Below are 25,434 nucleotides of genomic sequence, written 5' to 3'. Positions count from 1 at the left end.
TCGTCCGAGGCGATGTTCACCGGAACCGCGGTTTTCGACCTGCTGCTGCCGGGCGACTCCCGGTCGCTCAAGGCCAAGAGGTCCTACGTACGGCCGATCGTGGCGGCGTTGCGCCGCTTCGAGGTGTCGGCCGCCGAGGTGGGAGCGCTCGACCTGCACGGTCGGGCGCTGATCGGGGTGGCCGTGGTGGCGGCCGAGCCGGCCCACGTGCGCGAGGTGCTGGATTCGTGCGAGCGCCTGGTGGCCGCCCGGCCGGAGGCCGAGCTGCTGTCCGTGCGCCGACGGCTGCACGGTGAGGACGACTGAGACCGTCCGTCACCGGGTGTCCGGTACCACCGGCGGCGGCGCACGGCCGCGGTGGCGGCGCGGGTAGTGTTCGAGGTGTTGGCCGGCCGGCCCGGGTGACGTTCCGCGTCCCCCGGCGGCGGCCGGGAGCGGGACGCCGTGGAGGTGGCGAGATGTCGGATCCGGCCAAGGTACGCCGGCACGCGGAGCGGGTGCGTGAACTGGTCGCGTCGGTGGTACGCAGCCAAATCAAGGACCCGCGGCTCGGCATGATCACCATCACCGACGCCCGGATCACCGCCGACCTGCGGGACGCCACGGTCTTCTACACGGTGCTCGGCGACGCGGCGGCCCAGTCGGGCACGGCGGCGGCGCTGGAGAGCGCCAAGGGCATGCTCCGCAGCACGGTGGGCAAGGCCCTCGGGCTCCGCCACTCGCCGACGCTGACCTTCGTCCTCGACGACGTGCAGGACCAGGTCAAGCACATCGACGACCTGCTCGCCCAGGCCCGCCACGCGGACGCCGAGGTGCAGCGCCTCGCCGCCAGGGCCGAGTACGCGGGCGAGGCCCAGCCGTACCGGCTGGAGGACGAGGCGAACGAGGACACCGAGGAGACCGAGGACGCTGACGAGCCGCGGAGCGGGGACCGGCGGTGACCGATCCGTCCGGCGGCGCGCTGACCGACGTGGTGCCCGACGGCGCCGTCGAGACGTCCACCGGGGCCGCCCCGGCGGCGGCCGGGCCGGTCGAGGCCGAGTGGGCGGCCGCCGTCGCCGCCGTACGCGCCGTGCCGGCGGACGGGCGGGTGCTGCTGATCTGCCACGTCAACCCCGACGGCGACGCGCTCGGCAGCATGCTCGGCTTCGGCCTCGCCCTGCGGCGGCTCGGCGTCGGGCGGTTGCAGGCCACCTTTCCCGGCCCGTTCGAGGTGCCCGAGACGCTCCGTGGGTTGCCGGGCGAGGAGCTGCTGGTGCCGGCGGCGGAGGCGTACCCGGATCCGGACCTGGTGGTCTGCTTCGACGCGGCGAGCGAATCCCGCCTGGGCGACCTCGTCGACCGGCTGGCCACCGCCGGCACCGCCCTGGTGCTCGACCACCACGCGTCCAACACCCGGTTCGGCGGGGTCAACCTGGTGGAGCCGGGCGCGGCGGCGACCTCGGTGGTCGTCGACGAGCTGCTGACCCGTCTCGGGGTGCCGCTCGACGCGGGGATCGCGGAGTGCCTGTACGTGGCGCTGACCACCGACACCGGCTCGTTCCGGTTCGAGGCCACCACCCCGGCGGTGCACCGACTCGCGGCCCGGCTGCTCGCCACCGGCATCCGGCCGGGCGACATCTCCCGCCGGATCTTCGACACCCGGCCGTTCGGCGCGGTCCGGCTCTTCGGCGAGGTGCTGGGCCGGGCGCGACTGGAGCCCGCGGCGGCGGGCGGCCGGGGTCTGGTCTGGACGTACGCGACCCTGGACGACCTGGCGCGGCACGGGCAGCGGCCGTACGTGCTGGAGGCGCTCATCGACTCCGTACGGTGCACCGCGGAGGCCGACGTGAGCTGCGTGGTGAAGCAGATCGCGCCCGGGGAGTGGGCGGTGTCGCTGCGTAGCAAGGGTGCGGTGGACGTCAGCCGGGTGGCGGTGGCGCTGGGTGGTGGCGGGCACCGCTTCGCGGCCGGCTTCACCGGGCGGGGCGACGCCGAGCAGGTGGTCGACGCCATCCGCGACCAACTGGACGCGGCGCTGATCGACGTCCGCCGCTGAATGTGGGTCGCCGGGGCCGCCGGCCCGACGCCGGTGCGGGGCTCGACCCGGAAAGATCAGGGTCGGCTCCGGGGAGTGTCCGTCTTTCCGCCGTCGGTGACGGTGGGCAGAATTGCGGGATGGAGCAGCCCCACGACCTCACCGTCGAGGCGCCTCGCGCCTGGGACCGTCCCGCCGTCGCCGTGCCGGTGCTCGTCTGCCTGTCGCTCGTCGGTGGCCGGTTCCCGTCCTTCTCGGTCGAGGCCAACCTCTGGACGCTCGGCACCGGTGGGGTGCTGATCTGGCTCGGCCTGAGCAACCGGGTGCCCCGGCGGCCCGCGCCGCACCGGCTGGATTCGGGTGCGGTGTGGTGGACGCTGCCGGTCGTGGTGTTCGTGGTGTTCGAGGGGGCGACCTTCGTGGCCGCCGCCGGCGACGACTTCCCCACCTTCTCCCGCCTGGCCGATCCGCTGCTGGAGGACCGACTGGTCCGCTCCGCGACCTGGCTGGCCTGGCTGTCGGCGTTCTGGGGGCTGGTGCGGCGATGATGCGGGCGCTGGCCATCGGCGGTTTCCTGGTCTCGTTGGCTCTCTTCGCCGTCGTCGAGTGGGCCGCCCGGCGCGAGGGGTCCCGGATCCCCACCCTCGGCGAGCTCTGCGCGTACGTGATGCGCTACGAGGTGGGGTCGGTGCCGGTCGGCCGGATCGGCGTCTTCGGCTTCTGGTGGTGGCTCGGCTGGCACTTCCTGGCCCGCTGAAGAGGCCGTCGGCGTACCGTCACCGTTGTCCAGATTCCGGGAACACCGCGCAGCATGTGGACCTGAACGATAGCTTGGGAATTGACCGGCGCCGTGCGACGGCGCTGGTCGTGGGCGGTGGTGCCGCACCCGGCGCCGCCTCCCTCCAGGGTCCGATCGACCCGGGCTCGCTGCCCCAGCAGCCGCTCCGGTGACCCCGGATGTGCTGAGGGCGCACAGACCGCCCGTGAGTTCCACCGTCGTGCCGGTGGCTCGCGCCCTGGAAGGGATCACCACTCATGCCGAACAAGCCCAAGCCCGAGACCACGGACGAGGCCCGCGAGCAGATGCGCCGCGCCCTGCAGACCTCGATGGACACCCGTCAGTGACGCCGGCGCGGATCGGTTGATGCCCGGCGGCGTCCCACGCCGGTGTGCCGGGCATCGACCAGCCGGGACGGGAGGACCGCCCGGTAAGTGACGTACGAGGTTGCAGCCCTTACCTCGCACGTGTCAGGATCGGCGGCGATGAGCCAGCCGGTCGCCACCGCCCCCGAGACAGCGTCGCCCCGACGGATCGCGGCGCTCGCCCTGCCCGCACTCGTCGTGCTGGCCGCCGAGCCCCTCTACGTCCTGGTCGACACCGCCGTCGTGGGGCACCTGGGCCGGGTTCCGCTCGCCGCGCTGGCCGTCGGCGGCACCGTCCTCACCCTCATCGCCTGGCTCGGCACGGTCGTCGCGTACGGCACCACCGGCCGGTCCGCCCGCCGGTTCGGTGCCGGTGACCGGGGCGCCGCCGTGGCGGAGGGCGTCCAGGCGTCCTGGCTCGCCCTCGGGGTGGGCGTCGCGGTCGCGGTCGGCATGCAGTTGGGCGGCGGAGCGCTCACGCGTACCCTCGCCGGGGCCGACGGCGACGTGGCCGACGCCGCGGCCCAGTGGCTGCGCGTCGCGGCGCTCGGCGCTCCAGGCCTGCTGCTCGCCGCCGCCGGCAACGGCTGGCTGCGCGGCATCCAGGACACCCGCCGTCCGCTGTGGTTCGTGCTCGGGCCGAACCTGCTCTCCGCGCTGCTCTGCCCGCTGCTGGTCTACCCGGCCGGGCTCGGCCTGGTCGGCTCGGCGGTGGCCAACGTGATCGCGCAGACGATCTCCGGTGCGCTCTTCGTCGGCGCGCTGGTCGCCGAACGGGTGTCCCTGAACCCGCGCCCACGGATGATCGCCCAGCAACTCGTGCTCAGCCGTGACCTGCTGATCCGCGGTCTTGCCTTCCAGGCGAGCTTCCTGTCCGCGACCGCGGTGGCCGCCCGCTTCGGCGCGGCCGCCGTCGGGGCCCACCAGATCGCCCTGCAACTGTGGTTCTTCACGGCGCTGGTGCTCGACGCGCTCGCCATCGCCGCCCAGGCGCTGGTCGGCGCGGCGCTGGGCGCCGGCGACGCCGCCGGGGCGCGCGGCCTGGCCCGCCGGATCGCTCTGCTCGGCGGGGTCTGCGGCGTGGCGTTCGCCGCGCTCATCGCCGCCGGCGCCGGCGTGGTCCCCGGGTGGTTCAGCTCCGATCCGCAGGTACGCGACCAGGCGATGGTGGCCTGGCCGTGGTTCGTGGCGATGCAGCCGCTCGCCGGCGTCGTCTTCGCCCTCGACGGGGTGCTGATCGGCGCCGGGGACGTCCGTTACCTGCGCAACCTGACGATCGTGGCGGCGCTCGGCGGCTTCCTGCCGGCGATCTGGCTGGCGTACGGGCTCGACCTCGGGCTCGGTGGCATCTGGGCCGGGCTCACCCTCTTCGTGGTGCTCCGGCTGGTCGCCCTGCTGCTCCGGCTGCGCTCCGGCGGCTGGGCGGTGGTCGGCGCGGTCCGGGCCTGACCGGGGCACACCCGCCGGCCCGCGCCGCGCATCCCGACCGGCTGTGCGTCACACCATCCCGAAGAGGGCGTTGGCGGCCAGCACCAGAGCCAGCGCCGCCGCGAAGCAGAGGAAGAACGCGGTCACCTTGACCGCGTTCGGGTAGCGCTCGTGTAGCCGGCGCCGGCCCTGCCACGCCCACCACCGCCGGCGGAGCGCGGCGGCGCCCGGCAGTGCGAGGGCGGCGCCGGCCAACCGGTCACCGACGGTGCGGCGCGGAGGCGGCGGGTTGAGCATCCACTCCGGCAAGGAGGAGGGCTGCTGCGGTGTGCGGAGCAGGCGCCGGTCGTCGGCGGTGGGACCGGTCCGGCTGTCGTTCGGAGTGCCCATCGAATCTCCCCGTGGTCCGGACGCCGGACTGCCGGCCGGCGTCACTACCGGACATCGTGGCAGGAAGAGGCGAACAACACATTCCCGTTTTCGGCCCGGCGTCCCGTCGCCGGGGCGCACCGGCCCATCTGGCAGGCTTGGCGGTCGTGAGCGCAGACGGACTGATCGTGGTCGACAAGCCCGGTGGCATGACGTCGCACGACGTGGTGGCGCGCGTACGGCGACTGGCCCGGACGCGACGCGTCGGGCACGGCGGCACCCTCGACCCGATGGCCACCGGCGTGCTGGTGATCGGCGTCGGTCGGGCCACCCGGCTGCTGACGTACGTGATCGGGGCCGGCAAGAGCTACACCGCCACGATCCGCCTCGGCCAGGCGACGGTCACCGACGACGCCGAGGGCGACGTGATCGCGACCACCCCGGCCGGGCGGGTGACCGACGACGCGGTCCGGGCCGCCCTCGCGGCGCTCACCGGTGAGATCGACCAGGTGCCCAGCGCGGTCAGCGCCATCAAGATCGACGGACAGCGGGCGTACAAGCGGGTACGAGAGGGGGAGAGCGTCGAGCTTCCGGCCCGCCGGGTCACCATCTCCCGGCTGGACGTCCTCGCGGTCCGCCGGGACCAGCCCGACGTGGTGGACGTGGACGTCGACGTCACCTGCTCGTCCGGCACGTACATCCGGGCGATCGCCCGGGACGTGGGGCTGGCGTTGGGGGTCGGCGGGCACCTGACCGCGCTGCGGCGTACCGCGGTCGGTGGTTTCACCCTGGCCGAGGCGGCCACCCTCGACGAGCTGGAGCAGCGCGCCCCCGACGTGGTCAACCTGCCGCTCGCCGCCGCGGCCGACCGGTTCTTCCCGCGTCGGGACGCCACCGCCGACGAGCAGCGGGTGCTGTCGCACGGCGGCCCGCTGCAGCCGGTCGGGATCGCCGGCCCGTACGCGGTCTTCGGCCCGGCCGGGGGGTTGATCGCTATCGTCAGCGAGCGGGACGGTCAGGCCCGCGCGGAGATCGTGCTGGCCCCGGCCTGACAGGCGACGGTCGGCCAGCGGCAGGGGAGGAGCGGTATGCAGCGGTGGCGGGGGTACGACGCGGCGCCCGGTGGCTGGGGGCGGTCGGTCGTCACGATCGGCGTCTTCGACGGCGTGCACAAGGGGCACCAGGCGACCATCGGTCACGCCGTGGCGCGGGCCCGGGAGCTGGGCATCAAGTCGGTGGTGGTCACCTTCGACCCGCACCCGGCGGAGGTGGTGCGGCCGGGCTCGCACCCGGCGGTGCTCACCGAGCCGGCCCGCAAGGCCGAGCTGATCGAGGCGCTCGGCGTGGACGTCCTCTGCGTGGTGCCGTTCACACCGGAGTTCTCCCGGCTGCCGGCCGAGGCGTTCGTTCACGACGTGCTGGTCGAGCACCTGCACGCCACCCGGGTCGTGGTGGGTGCCAACTTCCGGTTCGGGCACCGGGCCGCCGGTGACGTGGCGCTGCTGGAACGGCTCGGGCGGACCTTCGGCTTCGCCGTCGAGGGGGCGCCGCTGGTGTCGGAGGCGGGCACCGTCTTCTCCTCCACGTACATCCGCTCGTGCGTCGACGCCGGGGACGTGGTCACCGCCGCTGCCGCGCTGGGCCGGCCGCACCGGCTCGAAGGGGTGGTGGTGCGCGGCGACCAGCGTGGCCGTGAGCTCGGCTTCCCCACGGCCAACCTGCTCTGTCACCGGTACGCCGCGGTCCCCGCCGACGGCGTGTACGCCGCCCGCCTGGTGCGGCGGGGGCACCGGGAGCCGCTGATGGCCGCCGTGTCGGTCGGCACCAATCCGACCTTCTCCGGGCGGGAGCGGCGGGTCGAGGCGTACGTGCTCGACTTCGACGGCGACCTGTACGGCGAGCGGCTGGCCCTGGACTTCGTGGCGCACCTGCGGGGGCAGGTCCGGTACGACTCGGTCGAGCCGCTGGTGGCCCAGATCACCGAGGACGTCGAGCGGACCCGGCGGGCGCTGGCCTGAGGCCGCCCGCGCGGGCCCCGGGCGACGGGAGGTGCGGGCCGTCCACCGGCGGTGGGCTCCGGCGGCCGGTCGACGCCGCCGAGCCGCCCCGCGGCCCTTGACCGGCTCGCCCGACCGGTTGCTGGTAGGCTGACGGGGACGTCGGCTGACCGACGTGGGGCCTCGCGTGCCTGCACGACGCCGCGGGTGCGAGGACCGTCCGTCTCCGTTCGGCGCGACCCGACACGACGGACATCGCCGAACAACCCATCGAAACAGGGAGAACATGGCGCTCGACCAGGAAGCCAAGGCCCAGATCCGCGCGGAGTACGCGACCGTCGAGGGCGACACCGGTTCGCCCGAGGTGCAGGTCGCGGTCCTCACCAAGCGGATCGCGGACCTGACCGAGCACCTGAAGGTGCACAAGCACGACCACCACAGCCGCCGCGGGCTGCTGCTGCTGGTCGGCCGTCGCCGTCGGCTGCTCAACTACGTCCAGAAGAAGGACATCAACCGCTACCGGTCGCTCATCGAGCGGCTCGGTCTGCGCCGGTGACGTGACGGGGGAGTGGCCGACCAGGCCGCTCCCCCGCTTCGGTTCACCACCGGGAACACCGAACAACCAGGACCGCGCGACCACCCGACACCCAGGGAGCCGGTCAGCGTACCGGTCTCCGGTAGTGGCCCCCGGGCAAACGGCACGACGCCGACCGCCCGGGCGCTTCGATCGAAGACCGGCCGTCTGAACAGCTCTGCGTCGCGGGTCCGTTCACGCGAAGGAGCACAACCGCAGATGACCGAGAGCAGTAACCTCGGCACCGAGTCCCGCACCGCCGTGATCGACAACGGGGCCTTCGGCACCCGTGAGGTCACCTTCTCCACCGGTCGGCTGGCCCGTCAGGCCGCCGGCTCCGTCGTCGCCCAGCTGGGCGAGACGGTCGTCCTCTCCGCCACCACCGCCGGCAAGCAGCCGAAGGAGCAGTTCGACTTCTTCCCGCTGACCGTCGACGTCGAGGAGCGGATGTACGCCGCCGGGCGGATCCCCGGCTCGTTCTTCCGTCGTGAGGGGCGGCCCAGCGAGGACGCGATCCTCACCTGCCGCCTGATCGACCGGCCGCTGCGCCCGTCGTTCGTCAAGGGCCTGCGCAACGAGGTCCAGGTCGTCGAGACCGTCCTCGCGCTCGACCCGCAGCACCCGTACGACGTCGTGGCGATCAACGCCGCCTCGATGTCGACCAAGCTCTCCGGCCTGCCGTTCTCCGGGCCGATCGGCGCCACCCGGATGGCGCACGTCGACGGTCAGTGGGTCGCCTTCCCGACCCACGAGGAGCTGGCCCGGGCCACCTTCGACATGGTGGTCGCCGGCCGTGCCCTGCCGGACGGCGACGTCGCGATCATGATGGTCGAGGCGGAGGCCACCGAGCACACCGTGAAGCTGGTCGCCGACGGCGCCCCGGCCCCGACCGAGGAGGTCGTGGCGAGCGGTCTGGAGGCCGCCAAGCCGGCCATCCGCGAGCTGTGCCGCGCACAGAGCGAGCTGGCCGAGGTCGCCGCCAAGCCGGTCCTCGAGTACCCGGTGTTCCTCGACTACCAGGACGACGCGTACGAGGCGGTCGCGGAGTTCGCCCGCGCCGACGTCGCCGAGGCCCTCCAGATCGCCGGCAAGGCGGTGCGTGAGGAGGCCCTGGACGCGATCAAGGCCCGGATGCTGGACGAGCTCGCCCCGCGCTTCGAGGGTCGCGAGAAGGAGCTCTCCGCCGCCCTGCGGTCGCTGACCAAGTCCGAGGTCCGCAGCCGGGTGCTGCGCGAGCAGGTCCGCATCGACGGCCGTGGCCCGCGGGACATCCGCCCGCTGAACGCCGAGGTCGGCGTGCTGCCCCGGGTGCACGGCTCGGCGCTGTTCGAGCGTGGCGAGACCCAGATCCTGGGCGTCACCACGCTGAACATGCTGCGCATGGAGCAGGCGCTGGACACGCTCTCCCCGGAGAAGTCCAAGCGCTACATGCACAACTACAACTTCCCGCCGTACTCGACCGGTGAGACCGGCCGGGTCGGCTCGCCGAAGCGGCGGGAGATCGGCCACGGCGCGCTCGCCGAGCGGGCGCTGATCCCGGTGCTGCCGTCGCGCGAGGAGTTCCCGTACGCCATCCGGCAGGTCTCCGAGGCCCTCGGCTCGAACGGCTCCACGTCGATGGGCTCGGTCTGCGCGTCGACGCTCGGCCTGCTCAGCGCCGGTGTGCCGCTCAAGGCGCCGGTCGCCGGCATCGCCATGGGCCTCATCTCCGACGAGGTCGACGGCAAGACGCAGTACGTGACGCTGACCGACATCCTCGGCGCCGAGGACGCGTTCGGTGACATGGACTTCAAGGTCGCCGGCACCCGGGACTTCGTGACCGCGCTCCAGCTCGACACCAAGCTCGACGGCATCCCGTCGGACGTACTGGCCGCCGCGCTCCAGCAGGCGCACGAGGCCCGGCAGACGATCCTCGACGTGATGCAGCGGGCGATCGAGGCCCCGGCCCCGATGTCGGACTACGCGCCGCGGGTCACCACCGTCAAGATCCCGGTCGACAAGATCGGCATGGTGATCGGCCCCAAGGGTCAGACGATCAACGCCATCCAGGACGAGACCGGCGCCGAGATCTCCATCGAGGACGACGGCACGATCTACGTCGGCGCCACCAACGGCCCGTCGGCCCAGGCGGCGGTGGAGCGGATCAACGCCATCGCCAACCCGACGCTGCCGAAGCTCGGCGACCGGTTCCTCGGGACCGTGGTGAAGACGGCCGCGTTCGGCGCCTTCATCTCGCTGCTCCCGGGCCGCGACGGCCTGCTGCACATCTCGAAGGTGGGCGACGGCAAGCGGGTCGAGAAGGTCGAGGACTTCCTCAACGTCGGCGACAAGGTCGAGGTGGAGATCGCCGACATCGACCAGCGCGGCAAGATCTACCTGGACAAGGTCCGCCCGGAGGGCGCCGAGGCCCCGGCCGAGGCCGAGGCGGGCGCCGAGCGGCCGGCCGGCCGTGACCGGGGCGACCGGGGGCCGCGCGACCGCGGTGACCGCGACCGCGGCGGTGAGCGCGGCAGCCGTGGCCCGGACCGCGGTGACCGTGGCGAGGGCGGCGAGGGCGGCGGCGACTCGCGTCCGCGCCGTCGCACCCGGCACACCTGACCGGTAACCACCGCACCACCCACCCCTCGTCGAACCGGGAGCACCACGTGAGTCGGGCCGCCAGCGCGCCGTTTCCGCCGGATCGACGGGGGGTGGCGGCGTTCCGGGGCACGACCGGGGGCCGCGCCGGCGGCGCCCGTGCGGTGACCCGGACGCTCAGCGACGACCCGCTGGGCGGGACCGTCCGTCGGACGGTTCTGCCCAGCGGCCTGCGCGTGCTCACCGAGGCGATCCCCACGATGCGCAGCGTCTCGTTCGGCATCTGGGTGTCCGTGGGGTCGCGGGACGAGAACGGCCCGCAGGCCGGTGCCGCCCACTTCCTGGAGCACCTGCTGTTCAAGGGCACCCACAAGCGGAACGCCCTGGACATCTCCTCGGCGATCGAGGCGGTCGGCGGCGAGACCAACGCCTTCACGACGAAGGAGTACACCTGCTACTACGCGCGGGTGCTGGACGAGGACCTGCCGCTCGCCATCGACGTGATGTGCGACCTCGTCGCCGACTCGGTGCTCACCCCGGCCGACGTGGAGACCGAGCGGGGTGTGATCCTCGAGGAGATCGCCATGCACGACGACGAGCCCGGCGACGAGGTCCACGACCTCTTCACCCGGGCCGTCTACGGTGACCACCCGCTCGGCCGGCTGATCTCCGGCACCGAGGAGACGGTCACCCCGATGACCCGCCGGCAGATCCAGAGCTTCTACCGGCGGCACTACACCGCCCCCCGGATCGTCATCGCCGCCGCCGGCAACCTCGACCACGCCGCGGTGGTCAAGCTGGTCCGCCAGGCGTTGCGCGGCACTCCGCTGGACACCGACCCGGCGTCGCCGGCGCCGTTCCGGGCCGCCACCCCGGCGGTACGCACGAAGCCCGTCACGACCCTCGTGGAGCCGAAGGAGACCGAGCAGGCGCACGTCGTGCTCGGCTGCCCCGGCATCGACCGGCTGGACGACCGCCGCTTCGCCCTCGGCGTCCTCAACAACGTCCTCGGCGGCGGCATGTCGAGCCGGCTGTTCCAGGAGATCCGCGAGCAGCGCGGCCTCGCGTACTCGGTCTACTCTTACGCCAGCCAGTACGCCGACAGCGGCCTGTTCGCCGTCTACGCCGGCTGCGCTCCGGGCAAGGTGGACGAGGTGCTGGACCTGACCCGCACCGAGCTGGCGCGGGTGGCCGCCGACGGGCTGACCGAGGCCGAGGTGGCCCGTGGCAAGGGCATGTGCAAGGGCTCGTTCGTGCTGGGCCTGGAGGACACCGGCTCCCGGATGAGCCGCCTCGCCAAGGGCGAGCTGCTCTACGGCGACCTGATGCCCGTCGACGAGCTGCTCGCCCGGGTCGACGCGGTCACCGTCGACGACGTCAACGACCTCGCCGCCGAGCTGCTCGGGCGGCCGATGTCCCTGGCCGTGGTCGGCCCGTTCGGCGAGTCCGACTTCGCCGCGTGAGCGACCACCCCACCCCGGCGGTGCCCGCGTCCCGATTGGGATAGGTTGTGCCCCGTGACTGACGAGCAGGACAAGAGCGCGGACGAGCCGATCCGGGTCGGCGTGCTGGGCGCTCGGGGGCGGATGGGTCTCGAGGTGTGCCGAGCGGTGGACGCGGCGCCCGACATGGAGCTGGTGGCCATGATCGACCAGGGCGACTGGCTGTTCAACGCCTCCGACGCCGGGGCCGAGGTGGTCGTCGACTTCACCACCCCCGACGTCGTCATGGACAACCTGCACTGGTGCATCGACCAGGGCATCAGCGCCGTGGTCGGCACGACGGGCTTCACCGAGGCGCGGCTGGAGCGGGTACGCGGCTGGCTCGCCCGCAAGCCCGGCGTGGGCGTGGTGGTCGCCCCCAACTTCGGCGTCGGCGCGGTCCTGATGATGCAGTTCGCCGCCCGGGCGGCCCGGCACTTCGAGTCGGTGGAGATCATCGAGCAGCACCACCCGCGCAAGCTCGACGCCCCGAGCGGCACCGCCACGCACACCGCCCGTCTGATCGCCGAGGCCCGCGCCGCGGCGGGGCTGGGCTCCGTGCCGGACGCCACCAAGGACGAGGTGGCCGGCGCGCGTGGCGCCGACATCGACGGCGTACGCGTGCACGCGGTCCGCGCCACCGGCCTGGTCGCCCACCAGGAGGTGCTCTTCGGCACCACGGGCGAGACGCTGACCATCCGGCACGACTCGTACGACCGGGCGTCCTTCATGCCGGGCGTGCTGCTGGCCGTCCGCGAGGTGCGCAACCGACCGGGCCTCACGGTCGGCCTGGACGCCCTGCTCGACTGAAAGCGGTCGTCAGTCCACCCGGGCCGCTCTAGGCTGCCCGGGTGATCGACTCCCACGTCCACGACCGGCTCGGCCGCCGGGTCACCCTGCGCCCGGTGGACGACGACAACTGGCGTGCGGTGGCGGACGTCGCCCCGCGCGACGACCAGCGCCTCTGGGTGCCCGCTCTCGCCGCCCGCTACCTGCTGCTGACCGACCGGTCCGACGTGTGGACCTCACTCGCGGTGTACGCCGACGAGACCGTCGTCGGCCACGTGATGTGGGGTGTGGACGACGACGGGTCGCGGTGGATCGGCGGCATGCTGGTCGACGCGGCCGAACAGGACCACGGCGTCGGCCGTGCCGCGGTGGTGACCCTGGCGGAGTGGCTGGCCCGGGAGGGCGGCGGAAACCCGGTGCGGCTGTCGTACCACCCGGACAACACCGTCGCCGCCCGTCTCTACAGCAGCCTGGGTTTCGCCCCGACCGGTGCGACGGAGGACGACGAGATCGTCGTCGAACTGGTCGACCCCGCCTGACAACCCGCTGCGCCGGCCGGCCGCGCACGTCCGGCCGCGCACGGTCCGGCCGCGCGGGCCGGGCCGCGGTGGGCTCCGACCCCGGCGGGACCGGCCGCGTCGTCGGGACCGGCCGCGTCGTCGGGCCCGGCCGCGCGGTCGGGTTCGGCTGCCTGACGTCGGGTTCAGCCGACGTCCGAGGTGGCCTCCTCGGCCGCCGGGCGGGGAGCGGGGACCGGCGCGGAGGCGGCCGGTCCGGTCAGCTGGAAGTCCGCCGGCAGGCCGGTGACCGAGGCCGCGCCCGTCCGGTCGACCGCGACGGTGACCGGGCTGCCGCCGACGCGTAGGCCGGCGGCGGACACCGCGCCCAGGTCGGCGCCGGCCAGCGGGGCGAGGTGCACGCTTCCGGCCGGCACGTCGGGGTAGACGCCGGTGGCCGCCTGGAGCAGCAGCACGGCCGCCGCCGCCGACCAGGCCTGCGGGTGGCAGGCCGCCGGGTAGGGCACGGCACGCCCGAGCAGGTCGCGGTCGTCGCCGCCGTACAACTCGGGGAGCCGGTAGTCGAAGGCCTCGGCGGCCGCGAGCAGGCCGTCGGCGAGGCCGAGCGCGGCCTGCCGGAAGCCGGCCCGGGCCAGCCCGGCGAGCACGATCGCCGTGTCGTGGGTCCAGATCGAGCCACAGTGGTACGACAGCGGGCTGAACCCGGCGTCGTCGGTGGACATGGTCCGCAGCCCGAACCCGCCGGTCATCGCGTCGGTGGTGAGGAGCCGGGCCACCTGAGCCTCCTCGCCGGCGGTGAGCAGGCCGGTGCCGAGCAGGTGACCGATGTTGCTGGTCAGCGAGTCCACCGGGCGCTTGTCCCGGTCCAGCGCGAGGGCCGGCTGCGGCCCGTACGGGCCGTCCACCCAGAACGTGGCACGGAACCGCTCGGCGAGCCGGTCGGCGTACGCGCGCCAGCGGTCGGCGCCGGGACGGCCGAACGCGTCGAGCAGGGCCGCTCCCGCGACGGCCGCCTCGTACGCGTACCCCTGCACCTCGGCGAGCACGATCGGCGCGGTCGCGAGCCGGCCGTCGCGGAAGCGGACCGCGTCCCCGGAGTCCTTCCAGCCCTGGTTCGACAGGCCGTGCCCGGTGGTGTCGACGTACTCGATGAGGCCGTCGCCGTCGGCGTCGGCGTGGTCGGCGAGCCAGCCCAGCGCCGCCTCCAGGTGCGGCAGCAGGGGCGCGACCTGGTCGGCGGGCAGTCCCCAACGCCACGCGTCGTGCAGCAGGCACACCCAGAGCATGGTCGCGTCGACCGTGCCGTAGTACGCCGGCGGCAGCCGCAGCCCCCCGTCGGCCAGCGTGAACTCGAGTCGCCGCAGCTCGTGCAGGATCTTGCCGGGAGCCTCACCGGTGGCGGGGTCGAGGCGGGTGCCCTGGCGGCGGGCCAGCACCCGCAGCGTCCCGGCGGCGAGGTCGGTGCCGAGCGGCAGCATCATCCGCGCGGCCCAGAGGCTGTCGCGGCCGAAGAGGGTGAGAAACCAGGGCACCCCGGCGCCGAGGAAGACGTCCTGTGGCGCGTCCGGGTCGGCGAGGCGCAGCCCACGCAGGTCGGCGAGGGACCGGTCGAGCAGCCGGGTCAGCCGGCGGTCGTCGGCGTGGACGCGCGGCTCGGCCCAGGACGTCTCGACCGCCGGGGTGGCCACGACCGCGCGTGGGTCGGTGACGGTGAGCCGCCAGCGCAGGGTGACGGCGCCGCGGGACGGCAGCTCCACCGGCCAGCGCAGGGCCGGCGCGTCGGCCCGGTCGGCGCGCACCTCGGCGCCCTCGGCGGTGAGGTGGACCGTGACGCCCTCGCCGGACCAGGTGAGGCCGCCGGTGGCGCCGACCTCCGCCGCGACCGGCGTGGTGGCGCCGCCGGACTTGACCAGTTCGATCGGTGCCAGGTCGCACGCCAGGTCGACGTCGATCGTGGCCCGCACCGGCACCGACGCGCTGGAGACGAGCCGTACCTCCTCGGTCAGGCCGCCGGGGTGCAGGTGGCGGGTGCGCTCCACGCGTACCGTCGGGTCGGGACCCGGATCGCCCAGCCAGCGGGCGAGGCCGACGAACCGTGCGCCGTGCGGGCCCGCCGCCCCGCGCGCCAGCGCCTCCGGCTCGCGGCCGTCGACGCGCAGTTCGGCGCGGCTGAGCACGCGGGCGTCGGCGTGGAACACGCCCTGGACCCCGGTCGGGCGGATCTGCCCGGCCGCGTCCCCCAGCGCGCTGGTCGGGGCGAGCGCGACCCCCACCAGATCGTGCAGCAGGGGTTGCAGGTGGCGTTCGGTCACGATGCGGCTCCAGATCCTTCTCGGCGGGGCGCGGATGTCTTGACAGACCGTCCCCGGGCGGTGCAGAGTGCGAAACATTCCAGCAACTTGAACGATCCAATCCTGCCGTATCCAAATTGGATCGTTCAAGACCGCGAGAGGGATCAAGTGGCCGAAAAGGTGACCATCGCGACGGTGGCGCGGCACGCCCGGGTCAGCCGGCAGACGGTGTCCAACGTGCTCAACGCGCCGCACATCGTGCGCGAGGAGACCCGGCTCCGCGTGCAGGAGGCCATCGACGCGCTGGGCTACCGGGCCAACCAGGCCGCCCGCCAGATGCGGACCGGCCGGTCCCGGCTCATCGCGGCCCGCATCGAGCCCACCCGGGACGGAATCAACGGCTCGGTGCTCGACCGGTTCCTGCACGGCCTCACCGAGGCCGCCGAAGCGGCCGGATACCGCGTCATGCTCTACACCGCCACCGACACCGACCGCGAGATCGCGACGTACGACGACCTGCTCGGGGCGTACGACCTCGACGCCTTCGTGCTCACCGGCACCGATCACGGTGACCCGCGGACGGAGTGGCTGGCGCGGCGTGGGGTGCCGTTCGTGACCTTCGGCCGGCCGTGGGACGCGCCCGACGCGTACCCCTGGGTCGACGTCGACGGTGCGGCCGGCACGGCCGAGGCCACGACCCACCTGCTCGCGGCCGGCCACCGCCGGATCGGCTTCCTCGGCTGGCCGGCCGGCTCCGGCGTCGGCGACGACCGGCGCGCCGGCTGGCGGCGCACCCTCGCCGCCGCCGGCGTGGACCCGGCCGGGCTGGACCGCGAGACGGTGGACGGCATCGCCGAGGGCGAACGCCACGCGCGCGGCCTGCTCGCCGAGGCGGCGCCGACCGCGCTGCTGTGCGCCAGCGACTCGCTCGCCCTGGGGGCCCTCCAGGCCGTCCGCGCCGACGCCCCGGACGTGGCGGTGATCGGCTTCGACGACACCCCGGTCGCCGCCGCGGTGGGCCTCACCAGCGTCAGCCAACCCCTCGGCGAGGCGGCCGCCCGCTGCGTCGACCTGCTCACCGCCGTTCTCGACGGTCCTCACCGCACCACCGACCAGGTGCTGCTCCAGCCCTCGCTGGTGCGGCGCCACACCGCATGATCCCCCGTCCCCCACAGGAGAATCCGATGGCACCTCGCTCCCTCGCCCGGGCGGCGCTGGCCGGCCTCACCGCCGCCGCCCTTCTCGGTTCCGCCGCCTGCGGCAGCGGTTTCGACGACAGCTCCGGCGACGCCGCCCAGTCCAGCGGACCCGCCAACCTCCAGATCCTGATCGGCTCCTCCGGCGACGCCGAGACCAAGGCCGTCCAGGACGCCGCCGCCAAGTGGGCGTCGTCCTCCGGCAACCAGGCGACGGTCACCCCGGCCCAGGACCTCACCCAGCAACTCGGGCAGGCCCTCGCCGGCGGCACCCCGCCCGACGTGTTCTACGTCGACGCGGCGCGGTTCGCCGACTACGCCAGCGTCGGCGCCCTCGAACCGTACGGTGACAAGATCAGCAACACCGGGGACTTCTACGAGAGCCTGCGCACCACGTTCACCTACGACGGCAAGCTCTACTGCGCCCCGAAGGACTTCTCCACCCTGGCCCTCCAGATCAACACCGACCTGTGGGCGAAGGCCGGGCTGACCGACGCCGACGTCCCGACCACCTGGGACCAGCTCACCGCCACCTCCCGCAAGATCAAGGCCAAGGGGATGGTGCCGCTCGCGCTCGGTGACACCCGCGACCGCATCGGCGCGTTCCTGGTGCAGAACGGCGGCTGGCTGCTCAGCGAGGACGGCAAGCAGCCCACGGCCGACACCGCGGAGAACGTCGCCGCCCTGACGTACGTCAAGTCGCTGGTCACCGAGGGCCTGGCCCGCTTCCCCAAGCAACTTGACGCGGGCTGGTCCGGCGAGGCGTTCGGCAAGGGCGCGGCCGTGATGACCATCGAGGGCAACTGGATCAAGGGTGCCCTCAAGAACGACTTCCCGACCGTGAAGTACAAGGTCGTCGAGCTGCCCGCCGGCCCGAAGGGCAAGGGCACCCTCTCCTTCACCCAGTGCTGGGGGATCGCGGCGAAGTCGACGTACAAGGACCAGGCGATCAAGTTCGTCGAGGCGATGACCTCGGGTGAGCAGCAGATGGCCTTCGCCACGGCGTTCGGCGTGATGCCGTCCCGCCAGTCGGTCCGCGACCAGTACACCGGCGCCTTCCCGGCGGACAAGCCGTTCATCGACGGCGCCGCGTACGCGCAGGGCCCGGTGAACGCGCCGAAGATGGACAGCGTCCTGCAGGACCTGGAAGCGAGCCTGCAGGGCCTGGCGGGCGGCGACCCGAAGACCATCCTGGCGAACTTCGACAAGAACGCCAAGGCGGCCCTGGGCGGCTGAGGTGCGAGGAAGGGCCCCTGGTTCGTCGACCGGGGCCCTTCCTTCCACCTCCGACCGGAGGAAGGAGAGGACATGGCGATCGACGCCGTGGCCGCCCCGGCCACCGCGACCGCCCGACCGCCGCGGCGCGGCGGCGGGGGCGTGCGGGGAAACGAGAACGTCGCCGGCTGGCTCTTCGTCGCGCCGATCATCGTCATCCTCGGGCTGTTCATGCTGCTGCCGATCCTGATGGCGTTCTGGGTGAGCCTCACCGACTGGAACGGGCAGGGAAGCCCGTTCACCTCGGAGGTGCCGGTCGTCGGCGCCGAGAACTACACCCGGCTCTTCACCGAGGACGGGCTGGACCGTCGCGACTTCATGACCAGCATCCGGAACAACATCTACTACGTGGCGCTCGTCGTGCCGGCGCAGACCGTACTGGCGCTCGGCCTCGCGCTGATCGTCAACAACCGGCTGCTCAGGGGGAAGAGTTTCTTCCGCAGCGCCTTCTACTTCCCGTCGGTCACCAGCTCGGTCGCGATCAGCGTCGTCTTCCTCTTCCTCTTCGCCAACTCCGGAGCCGTCAACGGCCTGCTCCGGCTCTTCGGGATCGACGGGCCGCAGTGGTTCGCCGACCCACGGGGTGTCCTGCACCTGCTGTTGGGTGCGGTCGGTGTGGACGCTCCGCCCGCCGCCCTGGCCGAGGGCGGTCCGTTCGGGCTGAGCTGGTGGGACTGGCTCTCCGGGCCGAGCGTCGCGATGATGTCGATCATCACGCTGGTCGTGTGGACCACCTCCGGCACCTTCATGCTGATGTTCCTGGCCGCGCTGCAGCAGGTCCCGGTCGTCCTGGACGAAGCGAGCACGATCGACGGCGCCTCGCGCTGGCAGCGGTTCCGGCACGTCACCCTGCCGCTGATCAAGCCGACCACGTTCCTGGTGCTCACCCTCGGCCTGATCGGGTCCTGGCAGGTCTTCGACCAGGTGTACGTCATGAGCCAGGGCGACCCGGCCAAGACCACGCTCACGCCGGCGTACCTGTCGTACCGCACCGCCTTCCGGGACTTCGACTACGGCTCCGGCGCGGCGATCTCGTTCGTGCTGTTCCTGATCATCATCGTGCTCACCCTGCTCCAGCGCCGGATCATGGCTGACCGGGACTCCGCCGGGCGCCGCTCGTGGCGCCGGACCGTACGCCGGGGAGGCCGGTCGTGACCACCCTGACCGAGCGATCCGCGCCGGCGGCGCCCGCGCCCGTCAGCCGCCGTCGCGCCCGCGACGGCCGCGCGCTGGCCAGCCGCATCCTGGGGTACGCCGTCCTGATCTTCTTCGGGCTGGTGTTCCTCTACCCGTTCGTCATCCAGATCGGCAACTCGCTCAAGACCGAGCCGGACGCGGCGGCCAACCCGCTCTCGCCGATCCCCGACCCGCTGGTGCTGGACGGCTTCGAGCGGATCTTCGCCGGCACCAACTTCCCGCTCTGGCTCGGCAACTCGCTGCTGGTGACCGTGCTGGTCACGCTCGGGCGGGTGTTCTTCGACTCCCTCGCCGGGTACGCCCTGGCCCGGCTCCGCTTCCACGGGCGGCGGTGGCTCTTCGCCGCGGTCGTCGCCGTGATGGCGGTACCCCCCGTCGTGCTGCTGATCCCGAAGTTCCTGGTACTCAACCAGTTGGGCATCTACAACAGCTACCCGGGGCTGGTCGTGCCGCTGCTCGCCGACGCGGCCGGCATCTTCATCATGAAACAGTTCTTCGAGTCCGTCCCGGTCAGCGTGGAGGAGGCCGCCCGGATCGACGGGGCCGGCGTCTTCCGCACCTTCTGGTCGGTGGTCCTGCCGATGGCGAAGCCCGCGCTCATCACGCTGACCATCCTGTCCTTCCAGGGCTCGTGGAACGAGTTCCCGCACAGCCTGGTGTCGGTGCAGGACCCGGACCTGTTCACCCTGCCGCGCGGCCTGGCCGACCTGGTCAGCGGCTCGCTCGGCAAGGGCACGCAGTATCCGCTCAAGCTCGGCGCCGCGCTGCTCGCCACCATCCCGGTGGCGGTCATCTTCGTGATCTTCCAGCGCTACTTCGTCCGGGACGCCGCCGAGGGCGCGGAGAAGGGCTGACGCGGAATGGTTCCCGGGCCGCGGGATCGCGGGAACCACCCCGTTCGTCGGTCGCCTCACAGTCAGGGCAGCCGGTCGGGCAGCCCGAACAGCGGGAAGAGCCGGGGCTCCAGGAAGTGGGTGATCGCGGTGATCCCGGCCCCGTCGGTCGACACGAGCTGAACCGAGAACGGCCGGTGCCCGCCGGCCGGGTCGGGCCGGTACTGCCCGAAGCCGGACCCGCCGTTGGCCGCGATGGGCAGCAGCCGCGACCCCCGGCACTCGGCGCCCGGGCCGAGCATCCACCGCCCGATGTCCCGCGGCCCCCGTAGCCACAGCGCGTACGGCGGCATGCTGTGCACCGCGTCCGCCTGCAGCAGGGCGACCAGCGCGTCGACGTCGTACCGTTCGAACAGGTCGACGTAGCGGTCGAGGAGCTCGCGGTGGGCCGCGTCCAGCTCCGCGGCGGGCGCCGTGCCGGCGCGGCCGGCCATCGTGGCCCGGGCCCGTTGCAGGGCGCTGTTGACCGAGGCGACCGTGGCGTCGAGCAGGCCGGCCACCTCGTCGGCCCGCCAGCGCAGCACGTCGCGCAGGATCAGCACGGCGCGCTGCCGGGGCGGCAGGTGTTGCAGCGCGGCCACGAACGCCAGCCGCACCGACTCGCGCGCGACGGCGACCTCCGCCGGGTCGTCCGTCGCCGGCAGCACCGCCGCGTCGGGCGCCGGCTCGACCCAGCCCGGCTCGGGTGCGCCGAGCAGCGCGAGGACCGGCGGGGAGGGCTCACCGAGATCCACCGGGAGAGCCCGCCGCGCACGACCGCGCAGCAGATCCAGGCAGACGTTGGTGGCGATCCGGAAGAGCCAGGTGCGCACGGAGGCCCGGCCGGCGAAGTCGTCCCGCGCCCGCCACGCCCGCAGCAGCGTCTCCTGCACCGCGTCCTCGGCGTCGAAGATCGACCCGAGCATTCGGTAGCAGTAGCCGGTCAGCTCGGCGCGGTGGGCCGCGGAGACCGCCGGCCAGGGCTCGCCGGTAAACGGGTGGCCGCGATCCTCGCCGGCCGGGACCTGCGCGTGCGCCACCGTCATGGCGTCACCGTAGGCGGGGCCTCCGACAGTCCCGAACGACCCGCCGGCTACCCCTCCGCGCCGTTCGGCGGAGGCGGGACGGCTACGTGCAGGCGTACCTGCGGGACCAGCATGTCGTCCACGTCCAGCGCGCGGGCCGCCCCGTCCGGCTCCCAGCCGGTGCCGGTGAGGAACCCCCGGGTCGCCGCGTCGCCGTCGAACGCCCAGGCCACCGCCCGGCCGAACCCGTCCTCGCGCCAGTGGTCCACGCTCGCCGCGAGCAGCCGGCTGCCGTGCCCCCGCCGGCCCCACCGTGGCTCCACCAGCAGGTCGGTCACCGCGACGACGTCCGGCCCGAGCGCCTCGGCCGGCTCGCCGGGGGCCAGGGCCTCGGCGTCGGCCGGACCGGAGGCGGCGAACCCCACCAGATACGATTGCTCGGCCTGTTCGACGGCGACCAGCACCCGGTGCGAGCCGGAGGGCGGCTCCTGCACCGCCGCGCTCCACCGCCGGGCCAGCCACGCCTCGTCCAGGTTGTCGAGCACGTGCCGGGGCAGGATGCGGCGGTACGCGACCCGCCAGGTCGCGAGCTGGATGCGGGCGATCTCGCCGGCGTCTTCCGGACGCGCCGGGCGGACGTATCCGAGGGCCATGGCACGGAAGCCTACGCAGGGCGAGGGAGGCGACGGTGGCGCAGGGTGCCGGGCGGACGGTCGGGCAGGTCGTCGGCGTGGCCGGCCTCGCCGTCGCGGTGGCTCTCTTCCTGTCGGTGGCCGCCGTGCGGCACGGCTTCTTCGACCTCCAGGTGTACTACGGCGCGCTGCGCCACTGGGTGCACGACGGCGGGGAGATCTACGACTACCTGCGCCCGTTCACCCAGTACGGCTTCACGTACCCGCCCTTCGCCGCGCTGGTCATGCTGCCGATGGCGTACCTGCCCTGGACGGCGGCGATCGTGGTGAGCGTGGCCGCCAGCGTGGTGGTCACCGTGGTCCTGTTCCACTGGTTGATCGACCCGATCTCCCGGCGGGCCGGGTGGACCCGCTGGTTCGCTCTCGCGGTGGCGCTCTGTCTGGCCGCCGCGTACGAGCCGATGCGCGAGACGGTCAACTTCGGCCAGGTCAACATGCTGCTGCTGTTCCTGGTGGCGGTCGACCTGCTCCGGTTGCTGCCGGGCGGCAGCCGTTGGGCGGGGGTGGGCATCGGCCTCGCGACCGCGATCAAGCTGACCCCCGGCATCTTCATCGTGTACCTGCTGGTGACCGGCCGCTGGCGGGCGGCGGTGACCGCGATGGGCACCGCGGCCGCCGCCACCGTGTTCGCCGGCGCGCTGTTCCCGGACGCGTCCCGCGAGTTCTGGACCGAGGCGCTCTGGAACACCAACCGGGTGGGCGAGCTGGCGTTCGTCTCCAACCAGTCGCTGCGGGGGGTGGTGGCCCGGCTGGACCCGCAGGAGCCGAGCACCGTGGCCTGGCTGGCGCTGGTGGTGGCGACGCTGGCGCTGTGGGTGTGGCGATCCCGGAGGGCCGCCGCCGCCGGTGACGAGGCGACCGGGCTGGCGCTGACCGGCGCGGTGATGTGCCTGGTCAGCCCGGTCACCTGGGTGCACCACCTGGTCTGGCTGCTGCCGGCGCTGATCCTCCTGGTGGACAGCGGGATGGCCGCCCCCGCGGGCAGCCGCCGGCGCCGCGCGCTGCTGGTCGCCGCGGCCGTCGCGTACGCCTTCCTGATCAGCCGGATCGTCTGGGTGTGGGAGCGGGACTTCACCGGCATCGGCGGTTTCCTCGGCAGCAACACCTACGTCTGGATCAGCCTGGCGCTGCTCGCCTTCCTGCCGGTCCGGCCGCCGTCGGTGCGGGCACCGGCCGGTAGGGGCGCCGCGTCGCGCCCGGGTGACGTCGACGGGCGGGCGCACAGCGGTGTCGTACCGCTGAACTAGGGTGCCCGCGATGGTCGCACCGGAATCGCTCTCGCTCGCCCAGGCCCGGCGGATCGCGCTCGCCGCCCAGGGCTTCGCCGACCCGGCGCCCACCGGCGTGCCGACGCGGCGGCACCTGCGTCGCGTGCTCGACCGGGTCGGGCTGATCCAGATGGATTCGGTCAACGTACTCCAGCGGGCGCACTACCTGCCGCTCTACAGCCGGCTCGGGCCCTACCCGACCGCGCTGCTCGACACGGCGGCCTACCGCCGTCCCCGCGACCTCTTCGAGTACTGGGGGCACGAGGCGTCGCTGGTGCCGGTCGATCTGCACGCTGCGCTGCGTTGGCGGATGGCCCGCGCGCGGGCCGAGGCCTGGGGTGGCATGCGCCGCATCGCCGAGGAGCAGCCCGGCCTGGTGGCGTGGGTCCGCGACGAGGTGGCCGCCCGCGGCCCGCTGACCGCCGCCGAGATCGAGCACGACGCCCCTCGGGAGACCGGCAACTGGGGGTGGAACTGGTCGGCGGTGAAACGGGCGCTGGAGTTCCTGTTCTGGGCCGGTGAGGTGACCGCGGCCGACCGCACCACCTCGTTCGCCCGCCGCTACGACCTCCCCGAGCGGGTCCTGCCGGCCGCCGTGCTGGCCGCGCCGACCCCGACCGACGCCGAGGCGTACCGGACGCTGGTCGCCGTGGCGGCCCGGTCGCTCGGGGTGGCCGCCGAACCGGAGCTGCGGGACTACTTCCGGCTGCCGCTGGCCGGGGCCCGGACGGCGATCGCCGAGCTGGCGGAGGCGGGGGAGCTGCTGCCGGTGACGGTGCAGGGCTGGCGGCAGCGGGCCTGGCTGCATGCGCAGGCACGGCTGCCCCGCTGGGTGCGCGGCAACACGCTGGTCAGCCCGTTCGACCCGCTGGTGTGGGAGCGAGGCCGCACCGAGCGGCTGTTCGACTTCAGCTACCGCATCGAGATCTACGTGCCGGCGCCGCAGCGGGTGCACGGCTACTACGTGCTGCCGTTCCTCCAGGGGGAACGGTTCACCGCCCGGGTCGACCTGAAGGCAGACCGCAGGGCGGGCGTGCTCCTGGTGCCCGCGGCCTGGCTCGAGCCCGGCGCCGACCCGGGCGAGACCGCGCTCGCGCTCGCCGCCGAGCTGCAGCGGCTCGCCGGCTGGCTGGGCCTGGACGCCGTGGCGCCCCCGGCGGCGGGCGACCTGGCGGGTCCGCTGGCCGCCGCGCTGACGAGCCCGGCCGGTGTACCGTGATCGGCGTGACGAGCGTTGAGGGGCCCCGGGGCGACGCCGCGCCGCACCCGGTCCCGCCGCACCCGGTGGCGACGTCTCCGGCCCCGCCGGACCCGGCCGTGCCGGGCGCCCGGGTCGATCCCCACGGGGGGTGGCCCGCCGGGCAGGTCCCGCCCTACCCGGTGTCCGAGCCGGACCGGCTGACCCGCTTCGTGGTCCGGCTCTACGAGCGCTCGCCGCGCTGGGCGGTGCCACTGGCCGCGCTCGGCTGCGTCGCCGCCGGCATCGGCTACACGCTGATCAGCGACCCGACCCGGTCCGCGCCCGACGCGGCGCCGACCTGCCTGCTCAAGCTCACCACCGGGCTGGACTGCCCGGGCTGCGGCGGCACCCGCGCACTCTGGTACGTGCTGCACGGCGACCTGCCGGCCGCCGCCCGCCACCATTTCCTCTTCGTGTTCGCCCTGCCCTTCCTGGCGTACTTCTTCGTGGCGTGGGCGGGGAAGCAGGCGTTCGGCTGGCGGCTCCCCGAGCCGCGGATCGACACCCGGGTGATCGGCGTCTTCCTGGCCGCGTGGTTCGCCTTCTCGGTGCTGCGCAACCTGCCCTGGGCGCCGTTCACCTCCCTGTACGTCTGATCCGGTCCGGCTCCGGCGCGACGTGCCCGCCGGGGTGCCGCGCGGAGCGTGAGCCGGCCAACTGCCCGCGAGCCCAACTTTCCCGCAGGCCTGAGCGGCCACTACAGTCCCAGGAATGCCGGACATGGTGCAGCCCCAGGTCAAGCTCATCGCGTGGACCCACTTCGCGGCCCCGGACGACGTGCCGTGGTCGACCGACGCCGACGGCGGCCAGGCGCTCGCCGAGTTCGCCGGTCGGGCCTGCTACCAGAGCTGGAAGAAGCCGAACCCGGCCACCGCGACCAACGCCGGCTACCTGGCGCACATCCTCGAGGTGGGCCACCTGAGCGTGCTGGAGCACGGCTCGGTGAGTTTCTACTTCACCGGTGTGTCCCGGTCGTTCACGCACGAGCTGATCCGGCACCGGCACTTCTCGTACTCCCAGCTGTCCCAGCGGTACGTGCCGGAGCGGGACGCGGCGATGGTCGAGCCGACGGTGATCGCCGAGGACCCGGAGCTGCACAAGAGGTTCGTGGAGGCGGCCGAGGCGAGCGTCCGTGCGTACACCGAGCTGCTGGAGGGGCTGGAGCAGCGGTTCACCGACGAGCCCAACCCCACGCTGCGGCGCAAGCGGGCCCGGCAGGCGGCCCGGGCGGTGCTGCCCAACGCGACCGAGACCCGGATCGTGGTCACCGGCAACTACCGGGCGTGGCGGCACTTCGTCGCGATGCGCGCGACCGAGCACGCCGACGTGGAGATCCGGGAGCTGGCCGTGGAGTGCCTGCGCCAGCTCCAGGGGGTCGCGCCAAACGTGTTCAACGACTTCGTGATCTCGACGCTGCCCGACGGCACCGAGGTGGCGGCCAGCCCGCACGCCGAGGTGTCCTGAGCCCTTCCCCGGCAGCGGCTC

At 73.6% G+C, this 25,434-nt stretch carries 25 protein-coding genes; 21 read left to right on the top strand and 4 right to left on the bottom strand.

Features of this window, described 5'->3' with window-relative positions; translation table 11 throughout:
- Nucleotides 1–12: 12 nt before the first annotated feature.
- From GKC29_RS27340 to GKC29_RS27315, 6 genes are all read left to right on the top strand, one after another.
- Entirely contained in the window at nt 13–306 is a 294-nt protein-coding gene (locus GKC29_RS27340) for a DUF503 domain-containing protein (RefSeq protein ID WP_155333545.1), read from the top strand.
- A gap of 152 nt (nt 307–458) precedes the next feature.
- Nucleotides 459–941, top strand: a complete 483-nt coding sequence (gene rbfA / locus GKC29_RS27335) for a 30S ribosome-binding factor RbfA (protein ID WP_155333544.1) — start codon at nt 459–461, stop codon at nt 939–941.
- A 32-nt stretch (nt 942–973) separates the two neighbouring features.
- The gene (locus GKC29_RS27330) at nt 974–2,038 is read left to right on the top strand and encodes a bifunctional oligoribonuclease/PAP phosphatase NrnA (RefSeq protein ID WP_155334371.1); all 1,065 of its coding nucleotides are present in this window, start codon (nt 974–976) and stop codon (nt 2,036–2,038) included.
- Between the two features lie 119 nt (nt 2,039–2,157).
- A complete protein-coding gene (locus GKC29_RS27325) occupies nt 2,158–2,565 on the top strand; it encodes a hypothetical protein (protein ID WP_155333543.1) in 408 nt (135 codons plus the stop codon).
- The gene (locus GKC29_RS27320) at nt 2,565–2,774 is read left to right on the top strand and encodes a DUF6186 family protein (protein ID WP_196255955.1); all 210 of its coding nucleotides are present in this window, start codon (nt 2,565–2,567) and stop codon (nt 2,772–2,774) included. Before GKC29_RS27325 ends, GKC29_RS27320 begins: the two co-directional genes overlap by 1 nt.
- Nucleotides 2,775–3,280: 506 nt before the next feature.
- Complete coding sequence (locus GKC29_RS27315; protein WP_155333541.1) at nt 3,281–4,609, top strand: MATE family efflux transporter; 1,329 nt, start codon at nt 3,281–3,283, stop codon at nt 4,607–4,609.
- A gap of 48 nt (nt 4,610–4,657) precedes the next feature.
- Here the strand turns inward: GKC29_RS27315 and GKC29_RS27310 are convergent, their stop codons facing one another.
- Nucleotides 4,658–4,978 carry a hypothetical protein gene (locus GKC29_RS27310; RefSeq protein ID WP_230688838.1) on the bottom strand — a complete coding sequence of 107 codons (321 nt, stop codon included), beginning with the start codon at nt 4,976–4,978 and terminating at the stop codon, nt 4,658–4,660.
- Between the two features lie 146 nt (nt 4,979–5,124).
- On the opposite strand from GKC29_RS27310, the gene truB reads away from it, so the two are divergent.
- From truB to GKC29_RS27275, 7 genes are all read left to right on the top strand, one after another.
- Nucleotides 5,125–6,009, top strand: a complete 885-nt coding sequence (gene truB, locus GKC29_RS27305; protein WP_155333540.1) for a tRNA pseudouridine(55) synthase TruB — start codon at nt 5,125–5,127, stop codon at nt 6,007–6,009.
- A 36-nt stretch (nt 6,010–6,045) separates the two neighbouring features.
- Nucleotides 6,046–6,975: a bifunctional riboflavin kinase/FAD synthetase gene (locus GKC29_RS27300; RefSeq protein WP_155333539.1), complete on the top strand. Its 930-nt coding sequence runs from the start codon at nt 6,046–6,048 to the stop codon at nt 6,973–6,975.
- A gap of 265 nt (nt 6,976–7,240) precedes the next feature.
- A complete protein-coding gene (gene rpsO / locus GKC29_RS27295) occupies nt 7,241–7,510 on the top strand; it encodes a 30S ribosomal protein S15 (protein WP_155333538.1) in 270 nt (89 codons plus the stop codon).
- 237 nt (nt 7,511–7,747) lie between these two features.
- Nucleotides 7,748–10,126: a polyribonucleotide nucleotidyltransferase gene (locus tag GKC29_RS27290; RefSeq protein ID WP_155333537.1), complete on the top strand. Its 2,379-nt coding sequence runs from the start codon at nt 7,748–7,750 to the stop codon at nt 10,124–10,126.
- 47 nt (nt 10,127–10,173) lie between these two features.
- Nucleotides 10,174–11,568 carry a pitrilysin family protein gene (locus GKC29_RS27285; protein WP_155333536.1) on the top strand — a complete coding sequence of 465 codons (1,395 nt, stop codon included), beginning with the start codon at nt 10,174–10,176 and terminating at the stop codon, nt 11,566–11,568.
- 54 nt (nt 11,569–11,622) lie between these two features.
- Nucleotides 11,623–12,396 carry a 4-hydroxy-tetrahydrodipicolinate reductase gene (gene dapB / locus GKC29_RS27280; protein WP_155333535.1) on the top strand — a complete coding sequence of 258 codons (774 nt, stop codon included), beginning with the start codon at nt 11,623–11,625 and terminating at the stop codon, nt 12,394–12,396.
- A gap of 41 nt (nt 12,397–12,437) precedes the next feature.
- Nucleotides 12,438–12,914, top strand: a complete 477-nt coding sequence (locus GKC29_RS27275) for a GNAT family N-acetyltransferase (RefSeq protein ID WP_155333534.1) — start codon at nt 12,438–12,440, stop codon at nt 12,912–12,914.
- Nucleotides 12,915–13,078: 164 nt separating this feature from the next.
- Here GKC29_RS27275 and GKC29_RS27270 read toward each other — a convergent pair whose 3' ends face one another.
- Entirely contained in the window at nt 13,079–15,205 is a 2,127-nt protein-coding gene (locus GKC29_RS27270) for a glycogen debranching N-terminal domain-containing protein (RefSeq protein ID WP_155333533.1), read from the bottom strand.
- A gap of 147 nt (nt 15,206–15,352) precedes the next feature.
- Between GKC29_RS27270 and GKC29_RS27265 the strand changes: the two genes are divergently transcribed.
- The 4 genes from GKC29_RS27265 (at nt 15,353) to GKC29_RS27250 (ending at nt 19,706) form a co-directional block, all read left to right on the top strand.
- Entirely contained in the window at nt 15,353–16,342 is a 990-nt protein-coding gene (locus tag GKC29_RS27265) for a LacI family DNA-binding transcriptional regulator (RefSeq protein ID WP_155333532.1), read from the top strand.
- 26 nt (nt 16,343–16,368) lie between these two features.
- Nucleotides 16,369–17,616 (top strand): extracellular solute-binding protein, encoded by a 1,248-nt coding sequence (locus GKC29_RS27260; protein ID WP_155333531.1) that lies wholly within the window; start codon nt 16,369–16,371, stop codon nt 17,614–17,616.
- A gap of 72 nt (nt 17,617–17,688) precedes the next feature.
- Entirely contained in the window at nt 17,689–18,810 is a 1,122-nt protein-coding gene (locus GKC29_RS27255; RefSeq protein WP_155333530.1) for a carbohydrate ABC transporter permease, read from the top strand.
- Nucleotides 18,807–19,706 carry a carbohydrate ABC transporter permease gene (locus GKC29_RS27250; RefSeq protein WP_155333529.1) on the top strand — a complete coding sequence of 300 codons (900 nt, stop codon included), beginning with the start codon at nt 18,807–18,809 and terminating at the stop codon, nt 19,704–19,706. The genes GKC29_RS27255 and GKC29_RS27250 overlap by 4 nt, the downstream gene beginning before the upstream one ends.
- 62 nt (nt 19,707–19,768) lie before the next feature.
- Here the strand turns inward: GKC29_RS27250 and GKC29_RS27245 are convergent, their stop codons facing one another.
- Both GKC29_RS27245 and GKC29_RS27240 read right to left on the bottom strand, forming a co-directional pair.
- Entirely contained in the window at nt 19,769–20,770 is a 1,002-nt protein-coding gene (locus tag GKC29_RS27245) for a sigma-70 family RNA polymerase sigma factor (RefSeq protein ID WP_155333528.1), read from the bottom strand.
- A 47-nt stretch (nt 20,771–20,817) separates the two neighbouring features.
- Nucleotides 20,818–21,402 carry a GNAT family N-acetyltransferase gene (locus tag GKC29_RS27240; RefSeq protein ID WP_155333527.1) on the bottom strand — a complete coding sequence of 195 codons (585 nt, stop codon included), beginning with the start codon at nt 21,400–21,402 and terminating at the stop codon, nt 20,818–20,820.
- Nucleotides 21,403–21,437: 35 nt separating this feature from the next.
- Between GKC29_RS27240 and GKC29_RS27235 the strand changes: the two genes are divergently transcribed.
- From GKC29_RS27235 to thyX, 4 genes are all read left to right on the top strand, one after another.
- Complete coding sequence (locus tag GKC29_RS27235; protein WP_155333526.1) at nt 21,438–22,688, top strand: glycosyltransferase 87 family protein; 1,251 nt, start codon at nt 21,438–21,440, stop codon at nt 22,686–22,688.
- A gap of 10 nt (nt 22,689–22,698) precedes the next feature.
- Complete coding sequence (locus GKC29_RS27230; RefSeq protein WP_155333525.1) at nt 22,699–23,928, top strand: winged helix-turn-helix domain-containing protein; 1,230 nt, start codon at nt 22,699–22,701, stop codon at nt 23,926–23,928.
- Complete coding sequence (locus GKC29_RS27225; RefSeq protein ID WP_155333524.1) at nt 23,925–24,545, top strand: DUF2752 domain-containing protein; 621 nt, start codon at nt 23,925–23,927, stop codon at nt 24,543–24,545. Before GKC29_RS27230 ends, GKC29_RS27225 begins: the two co-directional genes overlap by 4 nt.
- 124 nt (nt 24,546–24,669) lie before the next feature.
- On the top strand, nt 24,670–25,413 hold the full coding sequence (thyX, locus tag GKC29_RS27220; RefSeq protein ID WP_155334369.1) for an FAD-dependent thymidylate synthase: 744 nt from the start codon (nt 24,670–24,672) through the stop codon (nt 25,411–25,413).
- Nucleotides 25,414–25,434: the final 21 nt, after the last annotated feature.

This window comes from Micromonospora sp. WMMC415, assembly GCF_009707425.1.
Classification (GTDB): domain Bacteria; phylum Actinomycetota; class Actinomycetes; order Mycobacteriales; family Micromonosporaceae; genus Micromonospora.
This window is presented reverse-complemented; position numbering and strand designations above follow the sequence as displayed.